At 66.9% G+C, this 23,796-nt stretch carries 16 protein-coding genes; 7 read left to right on the top strand and 9 right to left on the bottom strand.

Going from position 1 to position 23,796, the window contains the following annotated elements:
* Positions 1 to 4: 4 nt before the first annotated feature.
* The 4 genes from ACXAGF_RS07565 to ACXAGF_RS07550 all read left to right on the top strand — a co-directional run bounded on the left by ACXAGF_RS07565 (position 5) and on the right by ACXAGF_RS07550 (position 3,771).
* Positions 5 to 571, top strand: coding sequence for a HutD/Ves family protein (locus tag ACXAGF_RS07565; protein ID WP_475015762.1), 567 nt, complete (start codon positions 5 to 7; stop codon positions 569 to 571).
* 146 nt (positions 572 to 717) lie between these two features.
* A complete protein-coding gene (locus ACXAGF_RS07560) occupies positions 718 to 1,494 on the top strand; it encodes an ABC transporter substrate-binding protein (RefSeq protein WP_475015759.1) in 777 nt (258 codons plus the stop codon).
* Between the two features lie 88 nt (positions 1,495 to 1,582).
* Positions 1,583 to 2,527 carry a LysR family transcriptional regulator gene (locus ACXAGF_RS07555; RefSeq protein WP_475015758.1) on the top strand — a complete coding sequence of 315 codons (945 nt, stop codon included), beginning with the start codon at positions 1,583 to 1,585 and terminating at the stop codon, positions 2,525 to 2,527.
* Between the two features lie 119 nt (positions 2,528 to 2,646).
* Positions 2,647 to 3,771 (top strand): NAD(P)/FAD-dependent oxidoreductase, encoded by a 1,125-nt coding sequence (locus ACXAGF_RS07550; RefSeq protein WP_475015756.1) that lies wholly within the window; start codon positions 2,647 to 2,649, stop codon positions 3,769 to 3,771.
* An 85-nt stretch (positions 3,772 to 3,856) separates the two neighbouring features.
* Here the strand turns inward: ACXAGF_RS07550 and secD are convergent, their stop codons facing one another.
* Both secD and ACXAGF_RS07540 read right to left on the bottom strand, forming a co-directional pair.
* Positions 3,857 to 6,403 (bottom strand): protein translocase subunit SecD, encoded by a 2,547-nt coding sequence (secD, locus tag ACXAGF_RS07545; RefSeq protein ID WP_475015752.1) that lies wholly within the window; start codon positions 6,401 to 6,403, stop codon positions 3,857 to 3,859.
* 104 nt (positions 6,404 to 6,507) lie between these two features.
* On the bottom strand, positions 6,508 to 6,978 hold the full coding sequence (locus ACXAGF_RS07540; RefSeq protein ID WP_475015750.1) for a hypothetical protein: 471 nt from the start codon (positions 6,976 to 6,978) through the stop codon (positions 6,508 to 6,510).
* Positions 6,979 to 7,306: 328 nt separating this feature from the next.
* Between ACXAGF_RS07540 and ACXAGF_RS07535 the strand changes: the two genes are divergently transcribed.
* Complete coding sequence (locus ACXAGF_RS07535) at positions 7,307 to 7,885, top strand: exopolysaccharide biosynthesis protein (protein WP_475019233.1); 579 nt, start codon at positions 7,307 to 7,309, stop codon at positions 7,883 to 7,885.
* A 12-nt stretch (positions 7,886 to 7,897) separates the two neighbouring features.
* On the opposite strand, the gene ACXAGF_RS07530 is transcribed toward ACXAGF_RS07535, so the two are convergent.
* The gene (locus ACXAGF_RS07530; protein WP_475015748.1) at positions 7,898 to 11,536 is read right to left on the bottom strand and encodes an AAA family ATPase; all 3,639 of its coding nucleotides are present in this window, start codon (positions 11,534 to 11,536) and stop codon (positions 7,898 to 7,900) included.
* Positions 11,536 to 12,813 carry a metallophosphoesterase family protein gene (locus tag ACXAGF_RS07525; protein WP_475015746.1) on the bottom strand — a complete coding sequence of 426 codons (1,278 nt, stop codon included), beginning with the start codon at positions 12,811 to 12,813 and terminating at the stop codon, positions 11,536 to 11,538. The genes ACXAGF_RS07530 and ACXAGF_RS07525 overlap by 1 nt, the downstream gene beginning before the upstream one ends.
* 206 nt (positions 12,814 to 13,019) lie before the next feature.
* On the opposite strand from ACXAGF_RS07525, the gene ACXAGF_RS07520 reads away from it, so the two are divergent.
* Positions 13,020 to 13,496: a MarR family winged helix-turn-helix transcriptional regulator gene (locus tag ACXAGF_RS07520; protein ID WP_475015744.1), complete on the top strand. Its 477-nt coding sequence runs from the start codon at positions 13,020 to 13,022 to the stop codon at positions 13,494 to 13,496.
* A gap of 137 nt (positions 13,497 to 13,633) precedes the next feature.
* Here the strand turns inward: ACXAGF_RS07520 and ACXAGF_RS07515 are convergent, their stop codons facing one another.
* The 5 genes from ACXAGF_RS07515 to ACXAGF_RS07495 all read right to left on the bottom strand — a co-directional run bounded on the left by ACXAGF_RS07515 (position 13,634) and on the right by ACXAGF_RS07495 (position 21,519).
* Positions 13,634 to 15,826: an esterase-like activity of phytase family protein gene (locus ACXAGF_RS07515; protein WP_475015742.1), complete on the bottom strand. Its 2,193-nt coding sequence runs from the start codon at positions 15,824 to 15,826 to the stop codon at positions 13,634 to 13,636.
* A gap of 188 nt (positions 15,827 to 16,014) precedes the next feature.
* Positions 16,015 to 16,290, bottom strand: a complete 276-nt coding sequence (hupB, locus tag ACXAGF_RS07510; protein WP_108001199.1) for a DNA-binding protein HupB — start codon at positions 16,288 to 16,290, stop codon at positions 16,015 to 16,017.
* A gap of 206 nt (positions 16,291 to 16,496) precedes the next feature.
* The gene (gene lon, locus ACXAGF_RS07505) at positions 16,497 to 18,923 is read right to left on the bottom strand and encodes an endopeptidase La (protein WP_475015740.1); all 2,427 of its coding nucleotides are present in this window, start codon (positions 18,921 to 18,923) and stop codon (positions 16,497 to 16,499) included.
* Positions 18,924 to 19,320: 397 nt separating this feature from the next.
* Positions 19,321 to 20,598 (bottom strand): ATP-dependent Clp protease ATP-binding subunit ClpX, encoded by a 1,278-nt coding sequence (gene clpX, locus ACXAGF_RS07500; RefSeq protein ID WP_475015738.1) that lies wholly within the window; start codon positions 20,596 to 20,598, stop codon positions 19,321 to 19,323.
* Positions 20,599 to 20,886: 288 nt separating this feature from the next.
* Positions 20,887 to 21,519 carry an ATP-dependent Clp protease proteolytic subunit gene (locus ACXAGF_RS07495; RefSeq protein WP_475015736.1) on the bottom strand — a complete coding sequence of 211 codons (633 nt, stop codon included), beginning with the start codon at positions 21,517 to 21,519 and terminating at the stop codon, positions 20,887 to 20,889.
* Positions 21,520 to 21,807: 288 nt separating this feature from the next.
* Here ACXAGF_RS07495 and ggt point away from each other — a divergent pair, with 288 nt between their 5' ends.
* Positions 21,808 to 23,565, top strand: a complete 1,758-nt coding sequence (gene ggt / locus ACXAGF_RS07490) for a gamma-glutamyltransferase (RefSeq protein ID WP_475015734.1) — start codon at positions 21,808 to 21,810, stop codon at positions 23,563 to 23,565.
* Positions 23,566 to 23,796: the final 231 nt, after the last annotated feature.

The raw sequence follows: 23,796 nt of genomic DNA, 5'->3' as shown, positions 1-23,796 counted from the left end.
GTCGATGCAGGTTCTCCGCTCCGAAAACTACCGCCGCATGCCGTGGAAGAATGGTACCGGCGAGACGGCCGAGATCGCGGTCTCCCCTACTGGCGCCGGACTTGGGGATTTCGACTGGCGCGTCAGCATGGCGACGGTTGCCGCCGACGGTCCGTTCTCGGCCTTTCCCGGCGTCGACCGGACGCTGTCGGTGATCGAGGGCGAGGGCATTGCACTTGAGATCGCGGAACGGCCCGCGACGGTGCTGACGCCGCATAGCGAGCCGCTCGCCTTTCCGGCCGACCTGCCGACGACCGCGGCGCTGGTGAACGGGCCGATCGTCGACCTCAACGTCATGACCCGGCGCGGTCGCTGGGCCCACCGGGTCGAGCGCTGGCACTTCGAGGGACAGCACCACTTCGACGCCCCCGGCGGCGTGACCATGATCGTCCCGCGCGGCAGCCTGCGCGTCGACGCCGGCAGCCATGCCATCGAGCTGTTTCGGCACGACTGCCTGCTGATCGAGGATGTCGTGCTGCTGACCACCGACATGCCGGTGGATGGCTACCTGATCCGCCTCAGCAAGGTCTGAAACCGTTCCCCGCGGTTTTCGAGGGCTTGACAGCATCAATTCATGCAATGTCTGCTATTATGCCTATCGATTTCGTTTATATCGATGGTGACGCTAGGCTCCGCCTCGACCACCGTCAACGAAGCTCGCAACAAGGGGAACCAACCATGAAAAAGAGCATAGTCGCGCTGGCGCTCGCCGCCGGTAGCCTGCTGGCCTCGACGGCCTCCGCCGAAACCCTCAAGATCGGCACCGAGGGCGCCTACCCGCCTTTCAACTTCCAGGATGCATCCGGCCAACTCGGCGGCTTCGACGTCGAAATCGGCCTCGCCCTGTGCGAGAAGATGAAGGTCGAGTGCGAGGTCGTGGCACAGGACTGGGACGGCATCATTCCCGCCCTGCAGGCAAAGAAATACGACATGATCATCGCCTCGATGTTCATCACCGAGGACCGCAAGAAGCAGGTCTCCTTCACCGATCCCTACTACCTCGCCGCCATGACCCATGCCGCGCCCAAGGACGCCGGCATCACCGACTTCAGCAACGAGGGCATGAAGGGCAAGGCAATCGGCGCGCAGGCCGGCACCACTCAGGCGGAATTCGTCGCGGCCGTCTATCCGGATGCGGACATCAAGCTCTATCCCACCCAGGACGAGGTCAATCTCGACCTCGCCAACGGCCGCCTCGACCTTCAGGTCGGCGACATGATCCCGCTGCTGGACTGGGTTACCAAGAATGACGACGGCAAGGACTGCTGCGAACTGATCGGCGAACCGATCACCGATCCCAAGTTCGTCGGCGATGGCGTGGGAATCGCCGTGCGCCAGGAGGACGAAGCGCTGCGCGAAAGGCTGAACCAGGCGCTGAAGGACATCCGCGCCGACGGCACCTACCAGAAGATCAACGACAAGTACTTCGCGGTCGACGTCTACACGATGAAGTAGCCGGTCGGCCTGTCCCGAAGCGCCCCGGCGCGCTTCGGGCCGTGCCGGTCGCCGTCCTTCGGAACCCGAAAAGCGGTCGCGTCCAGCCATGCCCGTCAACCGCCTCGAACGCTTCGCCCACAATCTCGACTGGAACCTGCTCCGCACCTTCGTCGTGCTGGTCGAGGAAGGCAGCATCACGCGCGCGGCGAACCGGCTCCTGCTGCAGCAGCCGGCGGTCAGCATGGCGCTGAAGCGACTGGAGCAGACGGTCGGCCACAAGCTGATCGACCGGCGGCCGGGACGGTTCGAATTGACCGAGGCAGGCGAGCGGCTGCACGCGCTTTGCCGCGACATCTTTACCGCCGTTGTGCGCCTGCCCGAAGCGATGGAGCCAACCGCCGAGGACGTGTCCGGCCACATCACGATCCACACCGTCAGCCACGCCATGAATCCGGAATGGGACCAGGCGCTCGCCGCGTTCTTCCAGCGCCACCCGCGGGTCACCGCCGGGGTGCGCGTGGAAACCACGTCGGACGTCATCCGCTCCGTCGAGCGCGGCATCGCCACGCTCGGCATCTCGGACGGCATCATTCCCGCGGGACTGGATTGCGTTCCCTTCTGCATCGAGACCTATGCGCTCTATTGCGGCCGCGGTCACCGGTTGTTCGGCCTCGACGGCATCGATGTCGCAGAACTGCGCGGCGAACCCTATGTCAGCTTCATTTCCGACGTGCTCGGCGGCCCGCATATGGGACCGGTCACGGCGGTGCGCGCAATCGGCTCCTTCGGCCAGGCGGTACGCGCCCTCGCCTTCAACGTCGAGGAGGTCATGCGGCTGGTGGTGGCCAATGCCGGCATCGGCATGCTGCCCGCGCACCTCACCGGCGCGGCGGTCGCCGACGGCGACCTCTGGCAACTGCCGCCCTACGAAGACCTGCCGCGCACGGAGACATTCCGCATCACCAATCCCGGCGCGGCGCTGAATCCGGCCGAACGTGCCTTCCTCGCCCATATGTCCGAGGTCACGGCGTGGCGACACGACAACGCATAACTGGCGTTTATACCGGCCTTCATGCCTATAAATTTGAACAGCGGTCACGCCTTCCGTAGACACGGACGGACAGTCCCGGGCCGTTCGCCCGGGAACGGCATCGCAAGAGGGTGGCAACCATGCAGCATTTCGAGGTGGCAATAGTCGGCGGCGGGATTGCCGGCCTGTCGTTGGCGCATTTCCTGGCAACGGCGCGCAGCGTCGTCGTGCTCGAGCGCGAGGGTGCGCATGGCTATCACAGCACCGGACGCTCGGCCGCCGAATTCACCCTGCGCGACAACGCGCCGGAGGTGAACGCGCTGGCGCGTGTCAGCCACGCCTTCATGGCAGGCCCGCCCCAGGATTTCGTGTCCGTGCCACTGCTGACGGCGCGCGGCAGCCTCTGGATCGGCACCGCCGGCAAGGAAGAGACGGTGGAGCGGGCCCGCCGCAAGGCCGAGGCAGACGGAGCAGCCGTCGAGGCGCTTTCGGTCGCCGAGGCCGTTCGACGCGTGCCTTTCCTCGACCCGTCCTACGTCACCGCCGCCTATTACGATCCGGACTACTGGGACATCGACGTCGATGCCCTGCTGCAGGGCTATGCCCGCTCGGCCCGGCGCGCCGGCGCGCAGCTCGTCACAGGCGCGGAGCTCCACGGGGCGCGGCGACAGGATGGCCCCTGGACCATCGAGACCTCGGCCGGATCCTTCTCCGCCGACATCGTCGTCAATGCCGGCGGTGGCTGGGCCGACACCATCGCCGCGCGCTGCGGCGTCAAGCCGGCCGGCATCGTCCCGCACCGGCGTACGGCGATCACCATCGACGTCCCGGCCGGCATCGACGTCGGCGCGCTGCCCGAAATCAACGAGATCGACGAGACGTACTACTTCAAGCCGGATGCCGGACGGCTGCTCGCCTCCCCTGCCGACGAGACGCCCTGCGAGCCGGCCGACGTGCAACCGGAAGAAATCGACGTCGCCTATGCCGCCCACTATCTGGAGGAGGCGACGACGCTGTCGGTCGGCCGCGTCTCCGGCAGCTGGGCCGGCATGCGCAGCTTTTCCGCCGACCGCCTTCCGGTCGTCGGTCGCGCCGCCGACCAGCCCGGCTTCTTCTGGCTCGCCGGGCAGGGAGGCTACGGCATCCTCACCTCGCCGGCGCTGGGCCGGCTCGCGGCCTGCCTTTTAACCGGCACCCCCCTGCCCGAGGCGTTCGAACGGGAGGGGATCGATCCGGCGGCCTTCGCGCCGGGCCGGTTCGACTGACCGGCACAGACCACCGGCCGATCCCGCCCGGGACAAAGCCAGAGATCCGACATGAACAGAAAGGGGCGCCGAAGCGCCCCTTTTGCTATTTCTGCTCGATGATCTGCCCCTCGGCCGTAGCCGCGGTCGGCAGGCGGCTGCCCTCGCGGTCCTTCCACCAGCGCGACAGGAACAGCAGGATCGGGCCGCCGATATAGATCGACGACGAGGTCGCGACGATGACGCCGAAGACCATCGGCCAGGCGAAGGGCTTGACCGTGTCGCCGCCCCAGATCGCCATCGGCAGCAGCGAGATCGCCACCGCCACCGAGGTGAAGATGCATCGCATGATCACCTGGTTGATCGACAGGTCGATCAGGTCGGAGAACGGCATCGACTTGTACTTGCGCAGGTTCTCGCGCATGCGGTCGTAGACCACCACCTTGTCGTTGACCGAGTAGCCGATCAGCGTCAGCACGGCCGCGATCGCCGTCAGGTTGAAGTCGATCTGCATCAGCGCGAAGAAGCCGATCATCTTGGTCACGTCGAGGATCAGCGTCGCGATCGCGCCGACTGCGAAGTGCCACTCGAACCGCCACCAGATGTAGATCAGGATGGCGAGCATGCCGAGGCCCACGGCGATGAAGCCGGAGCGCGCCAGTTCGCCGCTGACGGTCGGGCCGACGACTTCCGTTCGCTCGAAGCTCGCATCGGGAATCACCTCCGCGACACCCTGGCGGATCTCGTTCAGCGCGGCGGTCTGCGCCTCCTCGCCGCCGGGCTGCCGCTGCAGGCGGATCAGCACCGAGGCGCCATGGCCGAATTCCTGCAGCGCCACTTCGCCGAGGTTCAGCGACTCCATCTTCGCGCGCAGCGGTGCAAGCTCGATCGGCGTCTTCGAGGTCGCCTCGACCTGGATGCCGCCGACGAAGTCGATGCCGTAGTTCAGGCCGGGCGTGAAGAACAGGATGATCGAACTGATCGACAGGAAGGCCGACACGCCGATCGCGACGAAGCGGCCCCGCATGAAGGAGAAGCTCGGGATGCTGCGGATGGCGCCGAGGATCGAATGGATCTCGATCTTCTTCATCTTGCGGCGGACGACGACCTCGCGCATCAGCAGGCGCACGACCGTGATCGAGGTGAACATCGAGATCGCAAGACCGATGATCATGGTGATGGCGAAGCCGCGTACCGGCCCGCTGCCGAACATGAACAGCAGCAGCATACCGACCAGCGTCGTCATGTTGCCGTCGACGATGGTGGCGTAGGCCTTGCTGAAGCCGACGTCGAGCGCCTTCATCGCGCCGGACCCGGTCGACGTTTCCTCTCGGATGCGGGCGTTGATGAGGATGTTGGCGTCAACCGCCATGCCGATGCCGAGGATGATGCCGGCGATGCCCGGCAGGGTCAGCGTCGAGCCGAGCAGGCCCAGCACGCCGATGGTCATGATGGTGTGCAGGATCAGGCCGACCACGGCGATCAGGCCCCAGGCGCTGTAAAGGCCGACCATCAGCGCGACGACGAGGGCAAGGCCGACGAGGCCGGTGTAAAGGCCCATGCGGATCGAGTCGCTGCCGAGGTTCGGGCCGACGGTGCGCTCCTCGATGATGGTGAGCGGAGCCGGCAGCGCGCCCGAACGCAGCAGGGCCGACAGAACGGTCGCTTCCTGCGGCGTGAAGTTGCCGCTGATCTGGCCCTGACCGCCGAGGATGGGCTCGCGGATGACCGGTGCGGTCAGCACCTTGCCGTCGAGGACGATGGCGAAGGGACGGCCGACATTGGCCTTGGTGATGTCGGCGAACTGGCGGGCGCCGGTGGTGTCGAAGGTGAACGACACGATCGGCTCGTTGGTGCGCTGGTCGAAGCCGGCCTTGGCGTCGGCAAGACGGTCGCCGGAAATCGCGACGCGGTCCTCGATCGCGTAGTTCTGGCCGTCATTGGCGCCCGGCAGGATCGTCACGCCGCGCGGGGCGACGCCATTGGGATCGACGGAGGCGTCGAGCATGTGAAAGCTCATCTGCGCGGTCGAGCCGAGCAGCTGGCGCAGCCGGGTCGGATCCTGCAGGCCGGGCAGCTGGACGAGGATGCGGTCGCCGCCGACGCGCTGGATCAGCGGCTCGGCGACGCCGACCTGGTCGACGCGGCGACGGATGATCTCGAGGCTCTGGTCGACGGCCGCGTTCATGCGCTCGTTCAGTCCGGCCTCGGTCAGGGTGACGTTGATCACGTTGCCCGCGGTCTGGACGTCGATGTCCGGAGCGTCGGTCCCGAAGCCGAGCGTCCCGGCCGGCGCGGCCAGCTTGCGGATCTCCGGCAGCACCTTGTCGAAGGCGGCCGGGTCGGACGGGGTGACGACGAGGGCGTTGCCGTTCAGGCGCGCGGCGGAAGCGCGCTCGCCGGCAGTGCGAAGGATGCCGCGGACGTCGCTCAGCAGCGTGTCCATGCGCGCCTTGGTCAGCGCGGCCGCGTCGACTTCGAGGACCAGGTGCGAGCCGCCCTTCAGGTCGAGGCCCAGGGTTACCGGCTTGGCCGGCAGGTAGCCGCCGAACCGCTCTTGCTGGGCCGGGGTGAGGATGTTGGGAACGGCCGTCAAAACGCCGAAGACGATGATGGCGATATAGGCCAGAAGGGCCCATTTTGATGTGCGCATGGAAAAATCCGCTTCATGTGCGATGGAGCGCCGGGCCGTGGGCCCCCTGCTCCGGTATCGTCGGAAATTGCGGCGCCGAGGCGCCGGCTCTGGCCGCTCCGGCCTCAGAGGATCGGCGCCGGCGGCGCCCTGCCCTCATAATCGTGACGCGGCGAGCCGGCCGGCGCCATGACGCCGAATGATACCACGGCGCCTGCCTCGGGCAGAGCCGCGGACGCATCGGGACGGGGCGGAGCAAGGAAAGCTTGCGCGGCCGCAGGATCGCCGCCGGCGCCGGACGCCTTGGCCTTCGCCACGCGCCGCTCGGTGCCATGCGACAGTATCCAGCTGTCCTTGCCGGCCGCACCGCCACCGGCCGATAGCGGCCGCTCCGGTTGCGGCACGCGGTCGGCCGCCTTGCCGGGCGAGGCCCGCGTCATTGCCGGATCCGCGCCGGTGCGGAAGGCGACCTTGCGTTCGAGCGTGACGAACTGGCCGACGACGAGCGCGAGCATCAGCACAAGGGCCCCGAGGACGCCTCGCTGCCTTTCCGTCACGCCGCTATGCAGTCCATCCGTCATGCTGTCGCTTGCCATAAACGCTTCCGGCACGGCCGAAACACCGTGCCAAGAACCATTGGCGGCCGGTCAAGTCAACCCCGAAGCCGGCATTGTCGCCGGTCGCTCGGGTCGCACCCGCGCCGGCAAGGGACGTGAGGCGCGCTGGCCACCAGGCTGTGGCACGGCACCACGCCCGCAGCACCCGGCCCGCCGTTGTTACATCATGGTGATCTTGGCAACGTAGCCTCCTGGAACCAACGGTGACTCGCCATGAAGGGAAGACATGATCGACGATATGCCCCAGGCCGTCGGCCGGCGCGGCGCCGATCGCAAGGGCGAAGAGCGGATCCGGGTTTCCACTGTCCTGGGCCGTCTCGCCGCCGACAAGGCCCGCGATCGCATTTCCGTGGGCGACCTGCTCGCCGCGATGGGCGATCGCGCCTTCGGAGCCTTGATGCTGATCTTCGCGCTGCCGAACATCCTGCCGACCCTACCGGGCACCTCGGCGATCACCGGCGCGCCCCTTGTCGTGCTCGCGGCGCAGATGACTTTTGGGCTGCGCCCGTGGCTGCCGAAGGTGATCGCCAACCGGTCGATGGCTACCGCTGATTTCGCCGCCATCGTCAACAGCCTGATGCCTTGGCTGCTGCGGGCCGAGCAGTTCCTTCGTCCGCGCCTGAGCCTGCTCGCCCGCCCGCCGGCGGAATACCTCGTCGGGTCGGTCTGCCTGATCCTCGCGGTCGTGCTGTTCCTGCCGATGCCGCTCGGCAACATCCTGCCGGCCCTAGCCATTTCGCTCGCCGCCTTCGGCATCCTCGAGCGCGACGGGCTTTGGGTGATCGCCGGCCTCGCCTGCGCCGCCGTGGCCCTTGCCGTCGTTGGCAGCGCCACCTTTGCCGTGGCGCTCACCGTCCTGCTGCTCATCGGCGGGGATCTGCCCTGACCGCCAGCTATGTCATAGCTCGTGGATGACCACGTCGGGGCAGGCCGTCCGGGCAATGTCGCGCAGATGCTGGTGGTGCGTCAGGTAGATCACCTGCCCGACCCTCGACATATCCGCCATCAGCCGGAAGGCGTTGAGCGCGCGGTCGTCGTCGAACGTCTCCATGATGTCGTCAGCGATGAACGGCAGGATCTCACGGCTGGCGGCGACCTGGTGATAGCCGGCGACGCGCAACGCCAGATAGAGCTGGAACCGCGTCCCCTTCGACATCTCGCGCGCCAGCTTCGAGCCGCCGCCGGCTGCCGTTGCCACCAGAACCTCCTGATCCTTCTCCACCACCGTCGCGAGGCCGGTGTATTCGCCGCCGCTGATGGTGTGGAGCGCGTCCGAGGCCTGGCGCATCATGGCGCTGCGGTGCCGCTCGCGATAGAGCCTGAGTGCGGCCTCCGCCGCGGCAATGCCCGCGCGCGCGGCAAGGTACCCCCTCGCGCGGTCAGCGAGGTCGAGCACCAGCGTCTGCCGGCGCTCCTCCAGCGCGGCGGCCGATCCGTCGGCACCGATCGCGGCCAATGCGTCGGCGGCCTTAAGGCGCGCGGCGTGCAGTTCGCGGACCTCGTGATCCTGTTCCTCGTGGACCGCCCGGAGGCGCGCCCTTTCCGCGGCCAGTTCGGCCTCGTCGGTCGCCGCCAGCGCCGCCTCGGCCTGCTCGGCACTCGAGGCCAGCATGGCCTGCGCCAGATCTTGCGCTGCCTCGTCGGCCCGTTCCCGGAGGTCCTCACGCTCGCGGTAGCGCTGCAAGGCAAAGGACGCATCGGTCAGCGTTTCGCAGCCGAGCGCCATCAGGATTTCGCGCACACGCTGCTCGTGAACCGCCCGGCGCTGGTCCTGCTCGCGCGCTTCCTGTTCCAGCGCGGCGATCTCCTCGCCGAGGCGCGCGCGCTGGCTCTCTCCCTCCCGCGCCGTCCGCAACCGCTGCACCAGCGCCGCTACCGCGCCGAGCGGGTCGTCCGTCGGCCCGGCGGCCAGCTTCTCCGTCAATGCTCCGGCGATCCGGCCATACTCGGCCTGGTCGCGGCGCATGGCGTCGATGCGGCGGTCGAGCTCGCGCCGGGTATCGACCAGCCGCGAGATCGCCTGGATCAGCGGCAGCAGCGCGACCGCGCGCTCCGCGTCTGCCGCTATGCCGGCGGCGGCGAGCCAGGTGCCCGCGCATGTCTGCTCCCAATCGGCCTGCCAGGCAGCCATCGCCGCTTCGGCGTCCTTGCTGGCCGTCTCGCGCTCGCTGCGCCGTTGCTGCGCGAGCACCACCCCCTCCAGCGCAGCGCGACGTGCAGCCAGGCGCTCGCCGAGCGCGGTGGCCTCGTCCTCGGCCCGCAGCAGAAGTTCGTCGACGACCGCAGCCCCGACCTCCGCCGGCTGCCGGCCGAGCGCCGCGGCCAGCCGGCGCGCCATTTCGTCCGCCTCCTTGGCCACGATCGCGAGCGCGGCCTGGCGCTGAGAGAAAAGGTCGGCCGCTTCCAGCGCCGCTGTGCGGCGGTCGAGCCATCGCTCGACGGCGTCGAGTTCGGCAAGCACCTCGTCGGAGCCGACCCCTTCATTGACGGGATCGAGCGGGGCGGCCTCCTCCGTCAGGATGATGGCGCTTTTCGGCGTCAGAGCGGCCGCACTCAGGGAGGCCGCTGCTGCGGCCGGCCGGTTCCTGCCATCCTCCCTGCGTGTCGTGCCCGAATCGCCGGCCGCGCGCAGACCGAGGCGGTCGGCGATCACCGCAACCTGGCCGGCGAGCGCCGCCCGCTCCGCGCGCGTGCGGCGGATGTCGCCCGACAGCACCTGAAGCCGCGCCTCGTGCTCGGCGATCGCCTTTTCGAGCAGCCGCGCCTCGGAGAGCCGGTCTGCCTGCGCCAGGCGCTGCGCGCTGGCGCGATCGTCGCCCGCAAGCGCCCGCTCGAAGCGTTCGGCGCTGGCGGCGTCCAGCGTGGCGCGATGCGCCTGCCAGGCCGCGTCGCGCGCCGCCCGCAGCGCGTCGGCTTCCTCGTCGCTGACCAGCGTTTCGCTGCGGCGCATCTGCTCCAGACCGGAGCGCTGCGTCGACAGGTCGAGCGAGACGGCGCGCGCCTGCTCTGCCAGCTTCAGGGCCCTCTCCGTGTTTCGGCTCACGCCGTTGCGGAGAGCCTCGACCGTCTCGCGGCCGGGCGCTTCCAGCGCGCGCAGACCCTCGATCTCGGCAATGCCCGGCCGCAGCCGGTCCAGCGCGCCGGCAAGCGCCGCCTGCGCCACCGCCGCCTCGCGCTCGGCCTCGCGCAGGCGTGTCGTCAACGCGTTCAGCTTTGCGGCACGCACCAGCGTCAGCAACGTGGCTTTCGTCTCCTCTGCGCCCGCCTCGGCCTCGCCCGCCCCCAATGCGGCAAGCCGTGCGCCGGCAGCCTCGCAGCCGCGCGCGGCCTCCTCCGCTTCGCGCCGCGCGGCGGCAAGGCGCTCGACGAGACCGGATCGCGCGGAGACCAGCGCCGACAGCGCCTCAGCCTTGTCGGGCCGCAGCAGCAGGCTCGAAGGATCGGCGCCGGCGAGGCCGAGCAGGCCCTGCTTTTCGGCGATCTCCGCGTCGAGCCGGTCGCGCTCCGTCATGCGGCCCGCGAGATCCAGCGTGGCGGTGCGGTAGCGTGCCCCGAGATCGGACCCGGCAAGCGCCTCGATGTCGGCCGCCACGGCGAGCACGTCGGGATCTGGCGTCACTTCCTCGCGCGCGGCGCAGCGGCGCGCCAGTTCGCCGGCCAGCCGCTCGCCGCGCGCCGAAAGCTCCGCCTCGTCGCGCTGCAACTGGCCAACGAGGCCGGTCCATTCCTTCGGCGGCGTCTCGCCAGCGTCAAATTCGGCGAGCCGGGTGCGGATCTCCCGCAGCCGCCGCAAAAGCGGGATCGCCGCCAGCCGGCGTTCCAGCTCCTCGATTGCTGTCCGGGTGGCGGTGCGCGCCCGAAACGCCTCGTCGTAGCGCCCGGCCGAGGATTCCAGTTGCCGCGTCAGCGCGCCGTATTCGCGCGCCGCAATGTCGAGCGCCTTGCGTTGCTCGCGCAGCGCCTCGATCTCCGCCTTGCGCGCCGCCAACTCGTGCTTGCGCGCCTGCGGACGGTAGAAGGCGTCCGCCTCCACCCGTGCCTGCTCCAGCGCCTGGCCCATGTCCGACAGGCCGGAACTGGCGGAAAACAGCAGGGACCCCAGCTCGCCCTCGCTCTTGAGGATCCCCTCGCCACCACGTTCGATGCTGTCGTCGTCGAGCGAGAACATCATCCGGTAGGCCTGCCGATCCATCGCGCCGAGCACCGCGTCGAACAGACTGTCGGGCAGCATCCGGTCGTCGGGGCCGACCAGCGAACCCTGCCGGCGCTTCAGCCGGGCGACCTCGTGGTGCACGCCACCTACCGTGACGTCGCCGCCGATCCGCATGGTTGGATAGGGGTGGAGGAAACCGTAGGCGCTCTGCGCCTCGATGCCGAACAACAGGTCGAGATAGGCGGAAAAGAGCGTCGACTTGCCGGCCTCGTTCGGTCCGTAGACAAGGTGGAAGTCCGGCACGCCCGGGCGCTCGGCCCCGAAGTCGAGCCGCTTGTCGGTGAACTTGCCGTAACGGGCGAGGTCGAGGCGGTTGAGGCGCATCAGACGCCGTCTCCTTCCCGCAGCGCCGCGAGCCGCGGCAGGAGGTCGGCGACCCCGCGTTCGGCGGCAAGCGCCAGCAACGCCTCCTCGCCCTCCTCGTCCGCGCCGAGCAGGTCGCGGACATCGCGCGGCAACTGCGCCATCACCGCCGCGAGCGTTTCACGCAGCTCCTCCCGGTAGGCGTGCGATGGAAGAACCTCGCGTTCGATGATCGCGGCCAGCTCCGACAGCGCGCCGAAGTCGACCGGCGCATCCGCCGCCTGCGCCTGCCCGACGGCAAGTTCGACCGTCTCGATCCAGCACCCTCCGAGGCTGTCGGCAACGGCCTGGAGCTCGGCCGCGAGTAGGTCCTGGTCGCGCCGCAGCCGCCAGCCGAGCGGGGTCGCGCCCGTCAGGGAAATCCGGCAGATGAGCTGGTCGGCACGCGCGCGGCCCTTTGCCTGTCCGAGCGCGGTCCGGGCGAGCTGCAGCATCGCCGGCCAGTCCTGCGCCCCCGTCAGGTCGACCGCAAGCCGCTCGAACTCGGCCACCGCCAGGAACCGCTCCTCGGCGGCCAGCACACCGTCGTCGCCGACGGTGACCAGCGTCACCGACTTCGGCCCGGCTTCGTTGATGTCGCGCCCCTGCGGAATGCCGGGCATGACTACCATCGGCTGTTCGGCATGGACGGCGCGGCGGTGGATATGGCCGAGCGCCCAGTAGTCGAAACCGTGGGCGGCGAGGTCGGAGACGCTCGTGGGCGCATAGTTGTCGTGCCGCCCCGCGCCGGCAAGGCTGGTGTGCAGCATGCCGATGTTGATCGCGTCCGCGACCGGCGGCCTGTAGCCCGGAAGCAGGCTCGCCGGCGCGTGCGGCTGGCCGAAGCTGATCCCGTGCACGTGGACCGCGCGGCCGTCGGCCAGCGAGCCCGCCTGCAGCGGACGGCCGCGCCCGTCGAAGACGTGGACGTTGGCGGGAAACGTCAGCTCGCGGGTGATCTGCGACTGCGCATCGTGATTGCCGCGGATGATGAAGACGCGAATGCCGGCCGTCTCCAGCCGCCGCATCTGGCCGACGAGATAGAGCGCGGTCGCCATGGAGGTCTGCGAGCCGTCATAGAGGTCGCCGGCGACCAGCAGCGCGTCGACGCGCTCGGCGATGCAGAGGTCGACGATCCGCTCGAGCGTACGGCGGGAGGCGCCGCGCACGAGATCCGCCAGCTCCTCGTTGCGCAGCGCCAGCGAGGCAATCGGCGAGTCGAGATGCACATCGGCGGTGTGGACGAAGCGGAAGGGCATGCCCGACCATCCCCGGGTCCGCCGGCCCGGTCAATGCTCGATCCGCTCGGCGGGAGGGTTATACTCGGATAATTGCACCACCCTGCGGAACTGCGAGGCCGCATCGGCGGATGTCGCGGCAGCAGCGTAAATCTTGGGCGACCGGGCGCCGGAAATGCGCGGCATTTCTTTTGACATGGTCCCTCACTATACCTATATTGCCCCTCATGAACGATACGATCGACATCGCCCAGGGCATGTTCAAGCTCTACCATCAGGTCAGCCGCCTGGTGAACGAGTGCATGATGGACGAGGGCGTCTCGCTCGCCCGCAGCAAGTTCCTGTTGCTCTTGTCCTGCCAGGGTCCGCAGCGATCGACCGACATCGCCGCCGCCCTCGGCTTTGCGCCGCGCACGGTTACCGAGGCCATCGACGGACTCGAGCGCGACAAGCTCGTCGTGCGCGACCCAGACCCGAAGGACCGCCGGGCCAAGATCGTCTCCATCACCGAGACCGGACTTGCCGTCATCAACGCCGCGCAGCAGCCCCAGCACAAGACGATCGAGGCCATCTTCGATGCTCTGAGCCAGGAGCAGAAGGAGCAGTTGTCCGAGATCCTGCGCTGTCTCAGCGCGCGCACCGAAGAACTCCAGCGCGCCCGCAACGAGGGCCAGCCGGCAGGATCGCCACTCGAAGCGGTCTGAACACATCCCTTCTCGCCGATGCCACCCTTGCCGGTAACAGCGACCGGTCGCCGGCATTCCCGCATCCACGACCGAACACAAAAGACGGCCGGAAGCACCTGCGCCCGGCCGTCTTGGTGTGCGCCCGATACGCGGACCTACATCGCGTTCATCGAGCCGATGCCGAAGAACAGCGTCTCGCCCGAGGAGTCGTCGACGCCGTCGTTGTCGGTGACGACGTAGCCATTGCCGGCGGCATCGACGGTAAAGCCTTCGACCTTGTCGACAAGGTAGCCGTTCAGGGCATTCAGGTCGGGGATGAAGTCGCGGACCTCTTCCTTGTTCACGACCGGTAGCGTCTCGCCGAGCTTGGCCGGCTTAAGTTCGGAGAGCGCCACGCGATAGAGCTTCTTCAGCCTGGCATTGTTGCCGATCTGGTTGTCGCGCTCGATGACATAGGCGTGGTCACCATGGACGGTGATCTCGGAAAGGCCGACCCAGCCCTCGCCCGCCGCCTCCAGCGGATAACGCACCGCGCCCCATTCTTCCGTCGCCGGCTTGTAGGAGACGAGCTTGACGAAGCCCTTCTCGTCGTCCTTCCACTCGCGCTGGACCGCCATCCACAGCACCGTGTCCTCGCCCTCGCCCACGACGGTGATGCCTTCGAAGCCGAATCGGGTTTCGCCGGCACGCAGTTCGGCGGGAATGGCGATCTCCTTCTTGATCTCGCCCTTCTTGTTCACGTGGATGATGGCGTGGGCGTAGAGCTTGTCGGCATTGCCCTCCGAGGCGAGCCAGAAGCCGCCCTCCCCGTCTGTGGCGATGCCTTCGAGGTCGAGCTTCTGCGCCGGTGCACCGTCGCGCGTGACCGTCAGCTTGTCGGTGATGACCGCCGGCGTCTGCGTTGCGTCGACGGTGAAGATCGAAGGATCGGACGAATAGAACGAGTCGCTGACGGCAAAGAGCTTGCCCGGCTCGTTCTTGTCGGCCGCGAGGGCGGACAGCGCGCCGAAGCCGACCGGCAGTCCGTCCTTGTCGGCCGACCTGATCTGCGGATAGGCGGCCACGCCTTCGGCGCGCTCGTAGATCATCACGTGCGAACGGGCCAGGCCGTCCTCGCCGAGATCGGTCTCGTTGGCGGTGACGAAGAGATTGCGGCCGGGAATGGCGACCGCGCCTTCCGGACCGACGCCGGACGGCAGGAGCTGCAGCAGTTCCGGCTCCGCACCGGTGTCCTTGTAGACGCCGACGATCGAACCGCGCTCGGACAGCACGAAGAACAGCTTGTCCTCGCCGAAGGCCGCCGCCTCAAGACCTTCAGGCTCCACGCCCTTGGAATTGCGCTTGTCGGGATAATGGCCGACCGAAACGATCGCGTGCTCGAAGGACGGGCCGCTCTCGTGGAGCACCTTGCCGGCCTTGTCGAAGATGGTGAAGCCGCGGCTGCCGCCCTCGTAGTCGCCTTCGTTGGCCACCACCAGGCGCTCGTCGTCCAGCCACTTGACCGCATCCGGCTCGCGCTTCTGGCCTTCCTTCTTTCCGGTCAGGGCGATGGCGCCATCCTTCCTGGTGTCGATGCCCACCAGGTCGACGGTGCCGGCCGAAAAGTGGCTCCTTACCGCACCCGTCTTTCCATCGACGATGACGATGTGGTTGTTCTCCTGCAGCGTCACGGCGATCTCGTCCTGGCCGTTGAAGGAGACGAATTCCGGTTCCGGATCTTCGCCGGCGACTTCGGCAAGCCCGGTGAGCGCGACGCGCTTGAGCGTGCCGCAATCCGGCACGCCGTCCTTGAGCGCGAGGATGACGAGGTCGCCGGCCGGCATCTGCGGGATCGCCCCGTCGTTGAGGTCCTCGTCGCGCTCGTTCTCGATCGCGATCGCGGCAAGGGTCCTGTCGCTGTTCAGCGCGATCGAGTCCGGCTGGCCGCCGATGTCGCAGGTGGCCTCGACCGCCTTCGAGCCAAGGTCGACCGTCGCCAGCATCCCGGACGGCTCGACATAGCTCCTGCTGGTGTTGACGGCGACGAGCGCCTTGCTGCCGGCGACGGCAACCGACGTCGGCTCGCCCTCGAAGGCGACCGAGCCGCCGGCCTTCGGAGCCTTCGCATCGGTGATGTCGATGAAGCCGACCGCCTTCAGCGGGCTGTCGGAATAGACGAGCGTGTTGCCGTCCTCGGTCGCCGCAATGATTTCCGCGGACGACTCCGTCTTCGGGTCTGCGCCTTCCGGCAGGTTGTCGATGACGGTGAAAGAGGCAATGCGATTGAACACAGGTTCGGCAAGAGCCGAGGACGCAGCGGATGCGGCCAGGACGGCGGCAAGCGCGGCAACGAGCGATCGGGACTTCATCAAATCCTCCGGGATCCTGAATTTCTGGAACCCGGGGTTTCTGGGCCTGGCCTGTTACACTGCGATGACAGGCACATGACAGATGCACGACAGACAACAACGAAAAAGGGTCCGGACAACCGGACCCTCAATCTTTTGATGCACGCCGGCCAGACCGGTCGAACCGGTCCCGGCCACGGCGATCAGGCTCAGCCGTTGACGGCGTCCTTCAGACCCTTGCCGGCCGAGAACTTCGGCACGTTGCGGGCCGGGATATCGATCTCGGCGCCGGTCGAAAGGTTGCGGCCCTTCGAGGCTTCGCGGCGCGATACGGAGAAGTTGCCAAAACCGACGAGGCGCACGTCGCCGCCGTTCTTGAGTTCGCCCTGGATCGTCTCGAATACAGCATCAACAGCCGATGCCGCATCCGTCTTGGAGAGACCCGACTTCTCGGCCACTGCGGAGACGAGTTCGTTCTTGTTCATGTTTCCACCCCTTTCATACGGTTCGAAACGACTCAAACATAAGTCGTGGGCAGAATACGCATCGACCTTGGCTCCGCAACTGGATTTCCGCTGCAAACGCTGAAATTCCGGGGTTTTCACAGGGTTTTAGACGAAAAAGGCCGGCATCGCTGCCGGCCCTTCCAATTTTACCGCTCCGTGGAACGGCATTTGAGGCTTCGTTTACCTCAATGAGCGATCGCCGTGCCGCTCTCGTCAGCCGATTCGACGGTTGCAACCGACTTCGATTCAACCGACGACGGATCCCACTCGATCGGCTCCGGCTTGCGTACCAGCGCGTGCTCGATGACCTCGCCCATGCGCGTGACCGGAATGATCTCCATGTTGTTCTTGACGTTGTCCGGGATCTCCGCCAGGTCCTTGGCGTTCTCTTCGGGGATCAGCACCTTCTTGATGCCGCCGCGAAGCGCGGCAAGCAGCTTCTCCTTCAGGCCGCCGATCGGCAGGATCCGGCCGCGCAGCGTGACCTCGCCGGTCATCGCAACGTCCTTCGACACCGGAATGCCGGTCATGATCGAGACGATCGCGGTGGCCATGGCGATGCCGGCCGACGGACCGTCCTTCGGCGTTGCGCCCTCCGGCACATGCACGTGGATGTCGGTCTTGTCGAAGCGCGGCGGCTCGATGCCGAAATCGATGGCACGCGAGCGGACATAGGATGCCGCCGCCGAGATCGACTCCTTCATGACGTCCTTCAGGTTACCCGTGACCGTCATGCGGCCCTTGCCACCCGGCAGGCTCACGCCTTCGATGGTCAGCAGTTCGCCGCCGACCTCGGTCCAGGCCAGGCCGGTAACAACGCCGACCTGATCGTCGCGCTCGGCCGAACCGTGGCGGTAGCGCGGAACGCCGAGGAAGTCGTGGATGTTCTCCGCCGTCACTTCCACCTTGGTCGCCTTGCCCTTGATGATCTCGGTCACCGCCTTTCGGGCGAGCTTCATCAGCTCCCGCTCGAAGTTGCGGACGCCGGCCTCGCGGGTGTACTGCTGGATCACCGCCATCAGCGCACCGTCGGTCACGGAGAATTCCCGCTCTTGCAGCGCGTGGTCACGGATCGCCTTCGGCAGCAGATGGCGCTTGGCGATCTCCAGCTTCTCTTCCTCGGTGTAGCCGGCAATCCGGATCACTTCCATGCGGTCCATCAGCGGCGCGGGAATGTTCAGCGTGTTGGCGGTGGTCACGAACATCACGCTCGACAGGTCGTATTCAACCTCAAGGTAATGGTCCATGAAGGTCGAGTTCTGCTCCGGATCGAGCACCTCGAGCAGGGCCGACGACGGATCGCCGCGGAAGTCCATGCCCATCTTGTCGATCTCGTCGAGCAGGAAGAGCGGGTTCGACTTCTTCGCCTTCTTCATCGACTGGATGACCTTGCCGGGCATCGAGCCGATATAGGTGCGGCGGTGGCCGCGGATCTCGGCCTCGTCGCGCACGCCGCCAAGCGCCATGCGGACGTATTCACGCCCGGTGGCCTTGGCGATCGACTTGGCGAGCGAGGTCTTGCCGACGCCCGGAGGACCGACGAGGCACAGGATCGGCCCCTTGATCTTGTTCGAGCGGGCCTGCACGGCGAGGTACTCGACGATCCGCTCCTTGACCTTGTCCAGCCCGAAATGATCCTCGTCGAGGATCTTCTCGGCGTTGTTCAGGTCGGTCTTGACCTTCGACCGCTTGTTCCACGGAATGCCGGTCAGCCAGTCGAGATAGTTGCGCACGACGGTGGCTTCCGCCGACATCGGGCTCATCTGGCGCAGCTTCTTCAGCTCGGCGTCCGCCTTCTCGCGGGCCTCCTTGGAAAGCTTGGCCTTGGCGATCTTCTCTTCCAGTTCGGCCATCTCGTCGCGGCCGTCCTCGCCGTCGCCGAGCTCCTTCTGGATCGCCTTCATCTGTTCGTTCAGGTAGTACTCGCGCTGGGTCTTCTCCATCTGCCGCTTGACGCGAGAGCGGATGCGCTTCTCCACCTGCAGCACGGAGATCTCGCCCTCCATGAAGCCGAGCGCCTTTTCCAGACGCAGCTTGACGCTGGTCGTCTCGAGCATTTCCTGCTTCTCGACGATCTTTATGGAGAGGTGCGAGGCGACCGTGTCTGCCAGCTTCGAGTAGTCCTCGATCTGGCTGGCCGCGCCGACCACTTCCGGCGAGATCTTCTTGTTGAGCTTGACGTAGTTCTCGAACTCCGAGACGACAGAGCGCGCCAGTGCCTCGATCTCGACCGGGTCCTCGTCCGGCTCGGCCAGCACGCGGGCATCGGCCTCGTAGAAATCCTCGCGGTCGGTGTAGCCTTCGATCTCGGCGCGCGCGCGTCCCTCGACCAACACCTTCACGGTGCCGTCGGGAAGCTTCAGCAACTGCAGGACGTTGGCGACGGTGCCGACCTTGTAGATCGCATCGGGCTCGGGATCGTCGTCACCTGCGTTGATCTGGGTGGCAAGCATGATCTGCTTGTCGGTCCCCATCACCTCTTCCAGCGCGCGAATGGATTTTTCGCGGCCGACGAACAGCGGCACGATCATGTGTGGAAACACTACGATATCGCGCAGCGGCAATACCGGGAATGCCGTGCTCTCTTGCGCGCCAGACGTCTTCTTCGTCATGTTCTGTCCTTTCCAACTTCCCGTTACCGGGAGCTGATGCCGGGCGCCCTGTTGCGCTCTTTCCGGCCTATTCTCGTCCACCCACAGGTGGAGTTATGTCATCAAGTTTTCAAGCCCTGAGGGGCCATCACAAACGCGTTGCACAAGACCATCAGGCTAGTGGCGGGACCTGACGCCGGGCTTGCGCCGCAGCATTCCGGTTCGCGCACCCGAGACGCCGGATTGCCCGGTCACCGTGCACCCATCGGCTGCGTCCACGCGTCTGCCCGCTGGCAGGCCTGGTACCATTCGTCATTTCGAAACTTGACCGGCCGGCACGACCGACTGGGGTGCCCTGCAGGCCGCTTCCAATATGCGAAGACCCGCCGGAGGCGGGTCTGCAATGCGTCGGGCCGCGTCAGGCGGACACATTCGCCTTTTCTTCGGAGCGATCGGAGTAGATGTAGAGCGGGCGGGATGCGCCCTTCACCACCTCGTCGGAAATGACCACTTCGCGCACGCCTTCCAGCGTCGGCAGCTCGAACATGGTGTCGAGCAGGATCTTCTCCATGATCGAGCGCAGGCCGCGGGCGCCGGTCTTGCGGATGATGGCGCGGCGGGCGATCTCGCGCAGCGCGTCCTCGTGGAAGGTCAGTTCCACATCCTCCATCTCGAACAGGCGCTGGTACTGCTTGACCAGCGCGTTCTTCGGCTCCGACAGGATCTGGATCAGTGCGTCCTCGTCGAGGTCCTCGAGCGTCGCCAGCACCGGCAGGCGGCCGATGAACTCCGGGATCAGGCCGAACTTGACCAGGTCCTCCGGCTCGAGGTCACGCAGCACCTCGCCGACGCGGCGGTCCTCCGGCGCGCGCACCGTCGCCCCGAAGCCGATCGAGGTCTTCTCGCCGCGCGCCGAGATGATCTTGTCGAGGCCGGCGAAGGCGCCGCCGCAGATGAACAGGATGTTGGTCGTGTCGACTTGCAGGAATTCCTGCTGCGGATGCTTGCGGCCGCCCTGCGGCGGGACGGACGCGACCGTGCCCTCCATGATCTTCAGGAGCGCCTGCTGCACGCCCTCGCCCGACACGTCGCGGGTGATCGACGGGTTGTCGGATTTGCGGGAAATCTTGTCGACCTCGTCGATGTAGACGATGCCGCGCTGCGCGCGCTCGACGTTGTAGTCGGCGGCCTGCAGCAGCTTCAGGATGATGTTCTCGACGTCCTCGCCGACATAGCCGGCTTCGGTCAGCGTGGTGGCGTCGGCCATGGTGAAGGGTACGTCGATGATGCGGGCGAGCGTCTGCGCCAGATAGGTCTTGCCGCAACCGGTCGGGCCGACGAGCATGATGTTCGACTTCGCCAGTTCCACGTCCGAACCCTTGGCGGCATGCGCCAGTCGCTTGTAGTGGTTGTGCACGGCAACCGATAGGATGCGCTTGGCCTGCTGCTGGCCGATGACGTACTCGTCGAGGACCTTGATGATGTCCTGGGGCGTGGGCACGCCGTCGCGGGACTTCACCATCGAGGTCTTGTTCTCCTCGCGGATGATGTCCATGCACAACTCGACGCATTCATCGCAGATGAACACGGTCGGGCCCGCAATCAACTTGCGGACTTCGTGCTGGCTCTTGCCGCAAAATGAACAATACAGAGTGTTCTTGGAGTCGCCGCCGTTGCTGCCGCTGACCTTGCTCATATCACTTTCCTTCCGGCATGCCGCGCAGGCTGCAAGCCCCGCGGACCACTCAACCCACCCGGAGGCCCGGCCTGCAACGCCGGCCCATCAAGGCTCTTTGGGGTACTGGCCGGCTGAGATGACGATCCCCCAGCCGGTGGCAACGAATCCCCCACTCAACCGTACGTTACCCGGTGTCGGGCCGAATAACGCTGACGGCCATTATTAACGTCTTTGTCGCGCGGATAAAGCCCTTGGACCATTACAAATGTGTCACAGCGACTCTCATCCGCACACATTCCATTGATGTCACTCGCCGGGCGTACCCTCGATCGCCTCGCGCGTCGTGATCACCTTGTCGACCAGGCCCCAGTCCAAGGCCTCGTCGGCGCTCATGAAATGGTCGCGATCGAGCGTCTGCTCGACCTCCTCATAGCTGCGGCCGCAGTGCTTGACGTAGACCTCGTTCAGGCGGCGCTTCATCTTCAGGATGTCCCGGGCGTGGCGCTCGATGTCGGAGGCCTGGCCCTGGAAGCCGCCGGAGGGCTGGTGCACCATGATGCGCGAGTTCGGCGTGGCGAAGCGCATGTCCTTGTGGCCGGCGGCGAGCAGCAGCGACCCCATCGAGGCCGCCTGGCCGATGCAGAGCGTCGACACGGCCGGCCGGATGAACTGCATGGTGTCGTAGATCGCCATGCCGGAGCTGACGACGCCGCCCGGCGAATTGATGTAGAGCGCGATTTCCTTCTTCGGGTTCTCGGCCTCGAGGAAGAGAAGCTGGGCGCAGACGAGCGTCGCCATGGAATCTTCCACCGGACCGGTGAGGAAGATGATGCGTTCCTTCAGCAACCGGGAAAAGATGTCGTAGGAGCGCTCGCCGCGGTTGGTCTGTTCGACGACCATCGGCACGAGACCCAGGGCGGTATCTACCGGATTTCTCATGTCAACCCTTCTCAGTGTGGCCCGAAACCCTTGCGAAGCGCCGGGAATCAAGAATTTTCATATTCCCTACATAGAGTGTCCGGGGGCCTCTCTTCAAGACGCGCAGGAACTTTGCCCGCCGTCAATGCCAGAACGGGGTTAACCGACAAATGCCCGGGGCAAATATCCACAGGCGTGATCGCCATCGACGTCCCGACCGCGCCGAAGCGCCGGGCCGCCGTCATCGTCCGCAGTTGCCGCGACCCGTGCAGCAAGCCATAGTATCGTGACCGTTTGAGGGAGGCTTTCATGTCGACGAGAGTGCTTGCATGCGCCGTGGCCGCCGTGCTTCTGGCTGCCGCGCCGGCGTGGCCGCAACAGGCCTCGGACAGCGTCGCGCCGGAGCAGGCGACCGGCACCTCGTCCGCGAAGCTGGTCACCGCCAAGTCCTTCATGGTCTCCGCCGCGAACCCGGTCGCCGCGGCCGCCGGCGCCGACATTCTCAGGCGCGGCGGCAGCGCCATCGACGCGGCGATCGTCGTGCAGACGATGCTGGGTCTGGTCGAGCCGCAGTCATCCGGCCTCGGCGGCGGCGCCTTCCTGGTCTATTACGACGCCGGCAAGAAGTGGCTGACGACGCTCGACGGGCGCGAGACGGCCCCGCAACGGGCCACGCCCAAGCTGTTCCTCGACAAGGACGGCCAACCGCTGGAGTTCTTCGACGCGGTCGTCGGCGGTCGTTCGGTGGGAACGCCCGGCACGGTGGCCCTGCTGCAGGAAGCGCACAAGCGCTACGGCAAGCTCGACTGGAAGGAGCTGCTGGAACCGGCCGCAGCCCTTGCCGACGCCGGATTCGCGGTGTCGCCGCGGCTGGCCGCGCTGATCGCCGCCGAGGGCGACCGGCTAAAGACCTACGAGCCGACCAAGGCCTATTTCTTCGACGCGGACGGAGCGCCGCTGAAGGCCGGCACGGTCCTGAAGAATCCTGCCTATGCCGCGACCTTGCGTTCGATCGGCGAGGACGGGGCGGACGCCTTCTACTCCGGCCCGATCGCCGAAGCGATCGTCGACGCCGTGCGGATGGCGGCCGGAAATCCCGGCATGCTGACGCTGAACGACCTCGCCACCTACCGCGTCCGCGAGCGCCGGCCCGTGTGCATCAGCTACCGCGCGCACGAGGTCTGCGGCATGGGGCCACCCTCCTCCGGCGCCGTCGCCGTCGGCCAGACGCTCGGCATGATCGAAAACTTCGATATCAGCGGGCTCGGCAAGGACAACCCGCAGGCGTGGCGGATCATCGGCGACGCGCAGCGCCTTGCCTTTGCCGACCGAGGCCGCTACCTCGCCGACACCGACTACGTCCCGGTGCCGGTCGAGGGACTGCTCGAGAAGGACTATCTCGGCAAGCGCGCCACCCTTCTCGACGGCGAACTGGCGCTCGGCGACGACAAGGTCGTCGCCGGCGAGCCGGAATGGGACCATGCGCTCCTGTTCGGCCGCGACCGCTCGCTGGAACTGCCCTCGACCAGCCACTTTGCCATTGTCGACGGGGCCGGCAACGTCGTGTCGATGACGACGACCATCGAAAACGCGTTCGGCTCGCGGCTGATGACCAACGGCTTCCTGCTCAACAACGAACTGACCGATTTCTCGTTCGAAACGCATGAGAACGGCGTCCCGATCGCCAATCGCGTCGAGCCGGGGAAGCGTCCGCGCTCCTCGATGGCACCGACGATCGTGATGAAGGGCGGCAGGCCGCTGCTGGCGATCGGCTCTCCCGGCGGCAGCCAGATCATCGGCTACGTCACCCAGGCGCTGATCGCCTATATCGACTGGGGCCTGGATGTCGGCCAGATCGTCGCGATGCCGCACCTGCTCAACCGCTTCGGCACCTTCGAGCTCGAAGCCGGGACGGACGCGGAGAAGCTGGCGGAGCCGCTGAAGGCGCTCGGCTACGAGGTCAAGCTCGGCGAGATGAACTCCGGTCTCCACGCCATCGAAATCACCGCGGACGGCCTCAAGGGCAGCGCCGACCCGCGACGGGAAGGCATTGCCGTCGGCGACTGAACCGAACCGGCTGCGGTCGCCCGCGCTGGCCGCACGGAGCTGTCCGGTCCAAGGCGGACGGCGCTTCGGCCAGTGTGCGAACGTCATGCGGGCGCTCCAATAGTAATCCCTCATCCGTATGAAGCATAACTATCTCTCCCATTGCCCTGCATTTCCCATCCGCGTGAAACCGCAAAGAGCGGCTTGGCTTTGACGCAGTTGTGCCGGCCCCGATCGAGCAAATCGTCTGCC

This window comes from Mycoplana sp. ABR4_002 (assembly GCF_056159645.1).
Note: the sequence above shows the minus strand (reverse complement) of the source record. Positions and strands in the feature narration are given on the sequence as shown.

Bases quoted from the DNA above. Each gene is read 5' to 3' on its own strand.
- ACXAGF_RS07565 (WP_475015762.1), top strand. From the start codon at position 5: ATGCAGGTTCTCCGCTCCGAAAACTACCGCCGCATGCCGTGGAAGAAT.
- ACXAGF_RS07560 (WP_475015759.1), top strand. From the start codon at position 718: ATGAAAAAGAGCATAGTCGCGCTGGCGCTCGCCGCCGGTAGCCTGCTG.
- ACXAGF_RS07555 (WP_475015758.1), top strand. From the start codon at position 1,583: ATGCCCGTCAACCGCCTCGAACGCTTCGCCCACAATCTCGACTGGAAC.
- ACXAGF_RS07550 (WP_475015756.1), top strand. From the start codon at position 2,647: ATGCAGCATTTCGAGGTGGCAATAGTCGGCGGCGGGATTGCCGGCCTG.
- secD (WP_475015752.1), bottom strand. From the start codon at position 6,403: ATGCGCACATCAAAATGGGCCCTTCTGGCCTATATCGCCATCATCGTC.
- ACXAGF_RS07540 (WP_475015750.1), bottom strand. From the start codon at position 6,978: ATGGCAAGCGACAGCATGACGGATGGACTGCATAGCGGCGTGACGGAA.
- ACXAGF_RS07530 (WP_475015748.1), bottom strand. From the start codon at position 11,536: ATGCGCCTCAACCGCCTCGACCTCGCCCGTTACGGCAAGTTCACCGAC.
- ACXAGF_RS07525 (WP_475015746.1), bottom strand. From the start codon at position 12,813: ATGCCCTTCCGCTTCGTCCACACCGCCGATGTGCATCTCGACTCGCCG.
- ACXAGF_RS07520 (WP_475015744.1), top strand. From the start codon at position 13,020: ATGAACGATACGATCGACATCGCCCAGGGCATGTTCAAGCTCTACCAT.
- ACXAGF_RS07515 (WP_475015742.1), bottom strand. From the start codon at position 15,826: ATGAAGTCCCGATCGCTCGTTGCCGCGCTTGCCGCCGTCCTGGCCGCA.
- hupB (WP_108001199.1), bottom strand. From the start codon at position 16,290: ATGAACAAGAACGAACTCGTCTCCGCAGTGGCCGAGAAGTCGGGTCTC.
- lon (WP_475015740.1), bottom strand. From the start codon at position 18,923: ATGACGAAGAAGACGTCTGGCGCGCAAGAGAGCACGGCATTCCCGGTA.
- clpX (WP_475015738.1), bottom strand. From the start codon at position 20,598: ATGAGCAAGGTCAGCGGCAGCAACGGCGGCGACTCCAAGAACACTCTG.
- ACXAGF_RS07495 (WP_475015736.1), bottom strand. From the start codon at position 21,519: ATGAGAAATCCGGTAGATACCGCCCTGGGTCTCGTGCCGATGGTCGTC.
- ggt (WP_475015734.1), top strand. From the start codon at position 21,808: ATGTCGACGAGAGTGCTTGCATGCGCCGTGGCCGCCGTGCTTCTGGCT.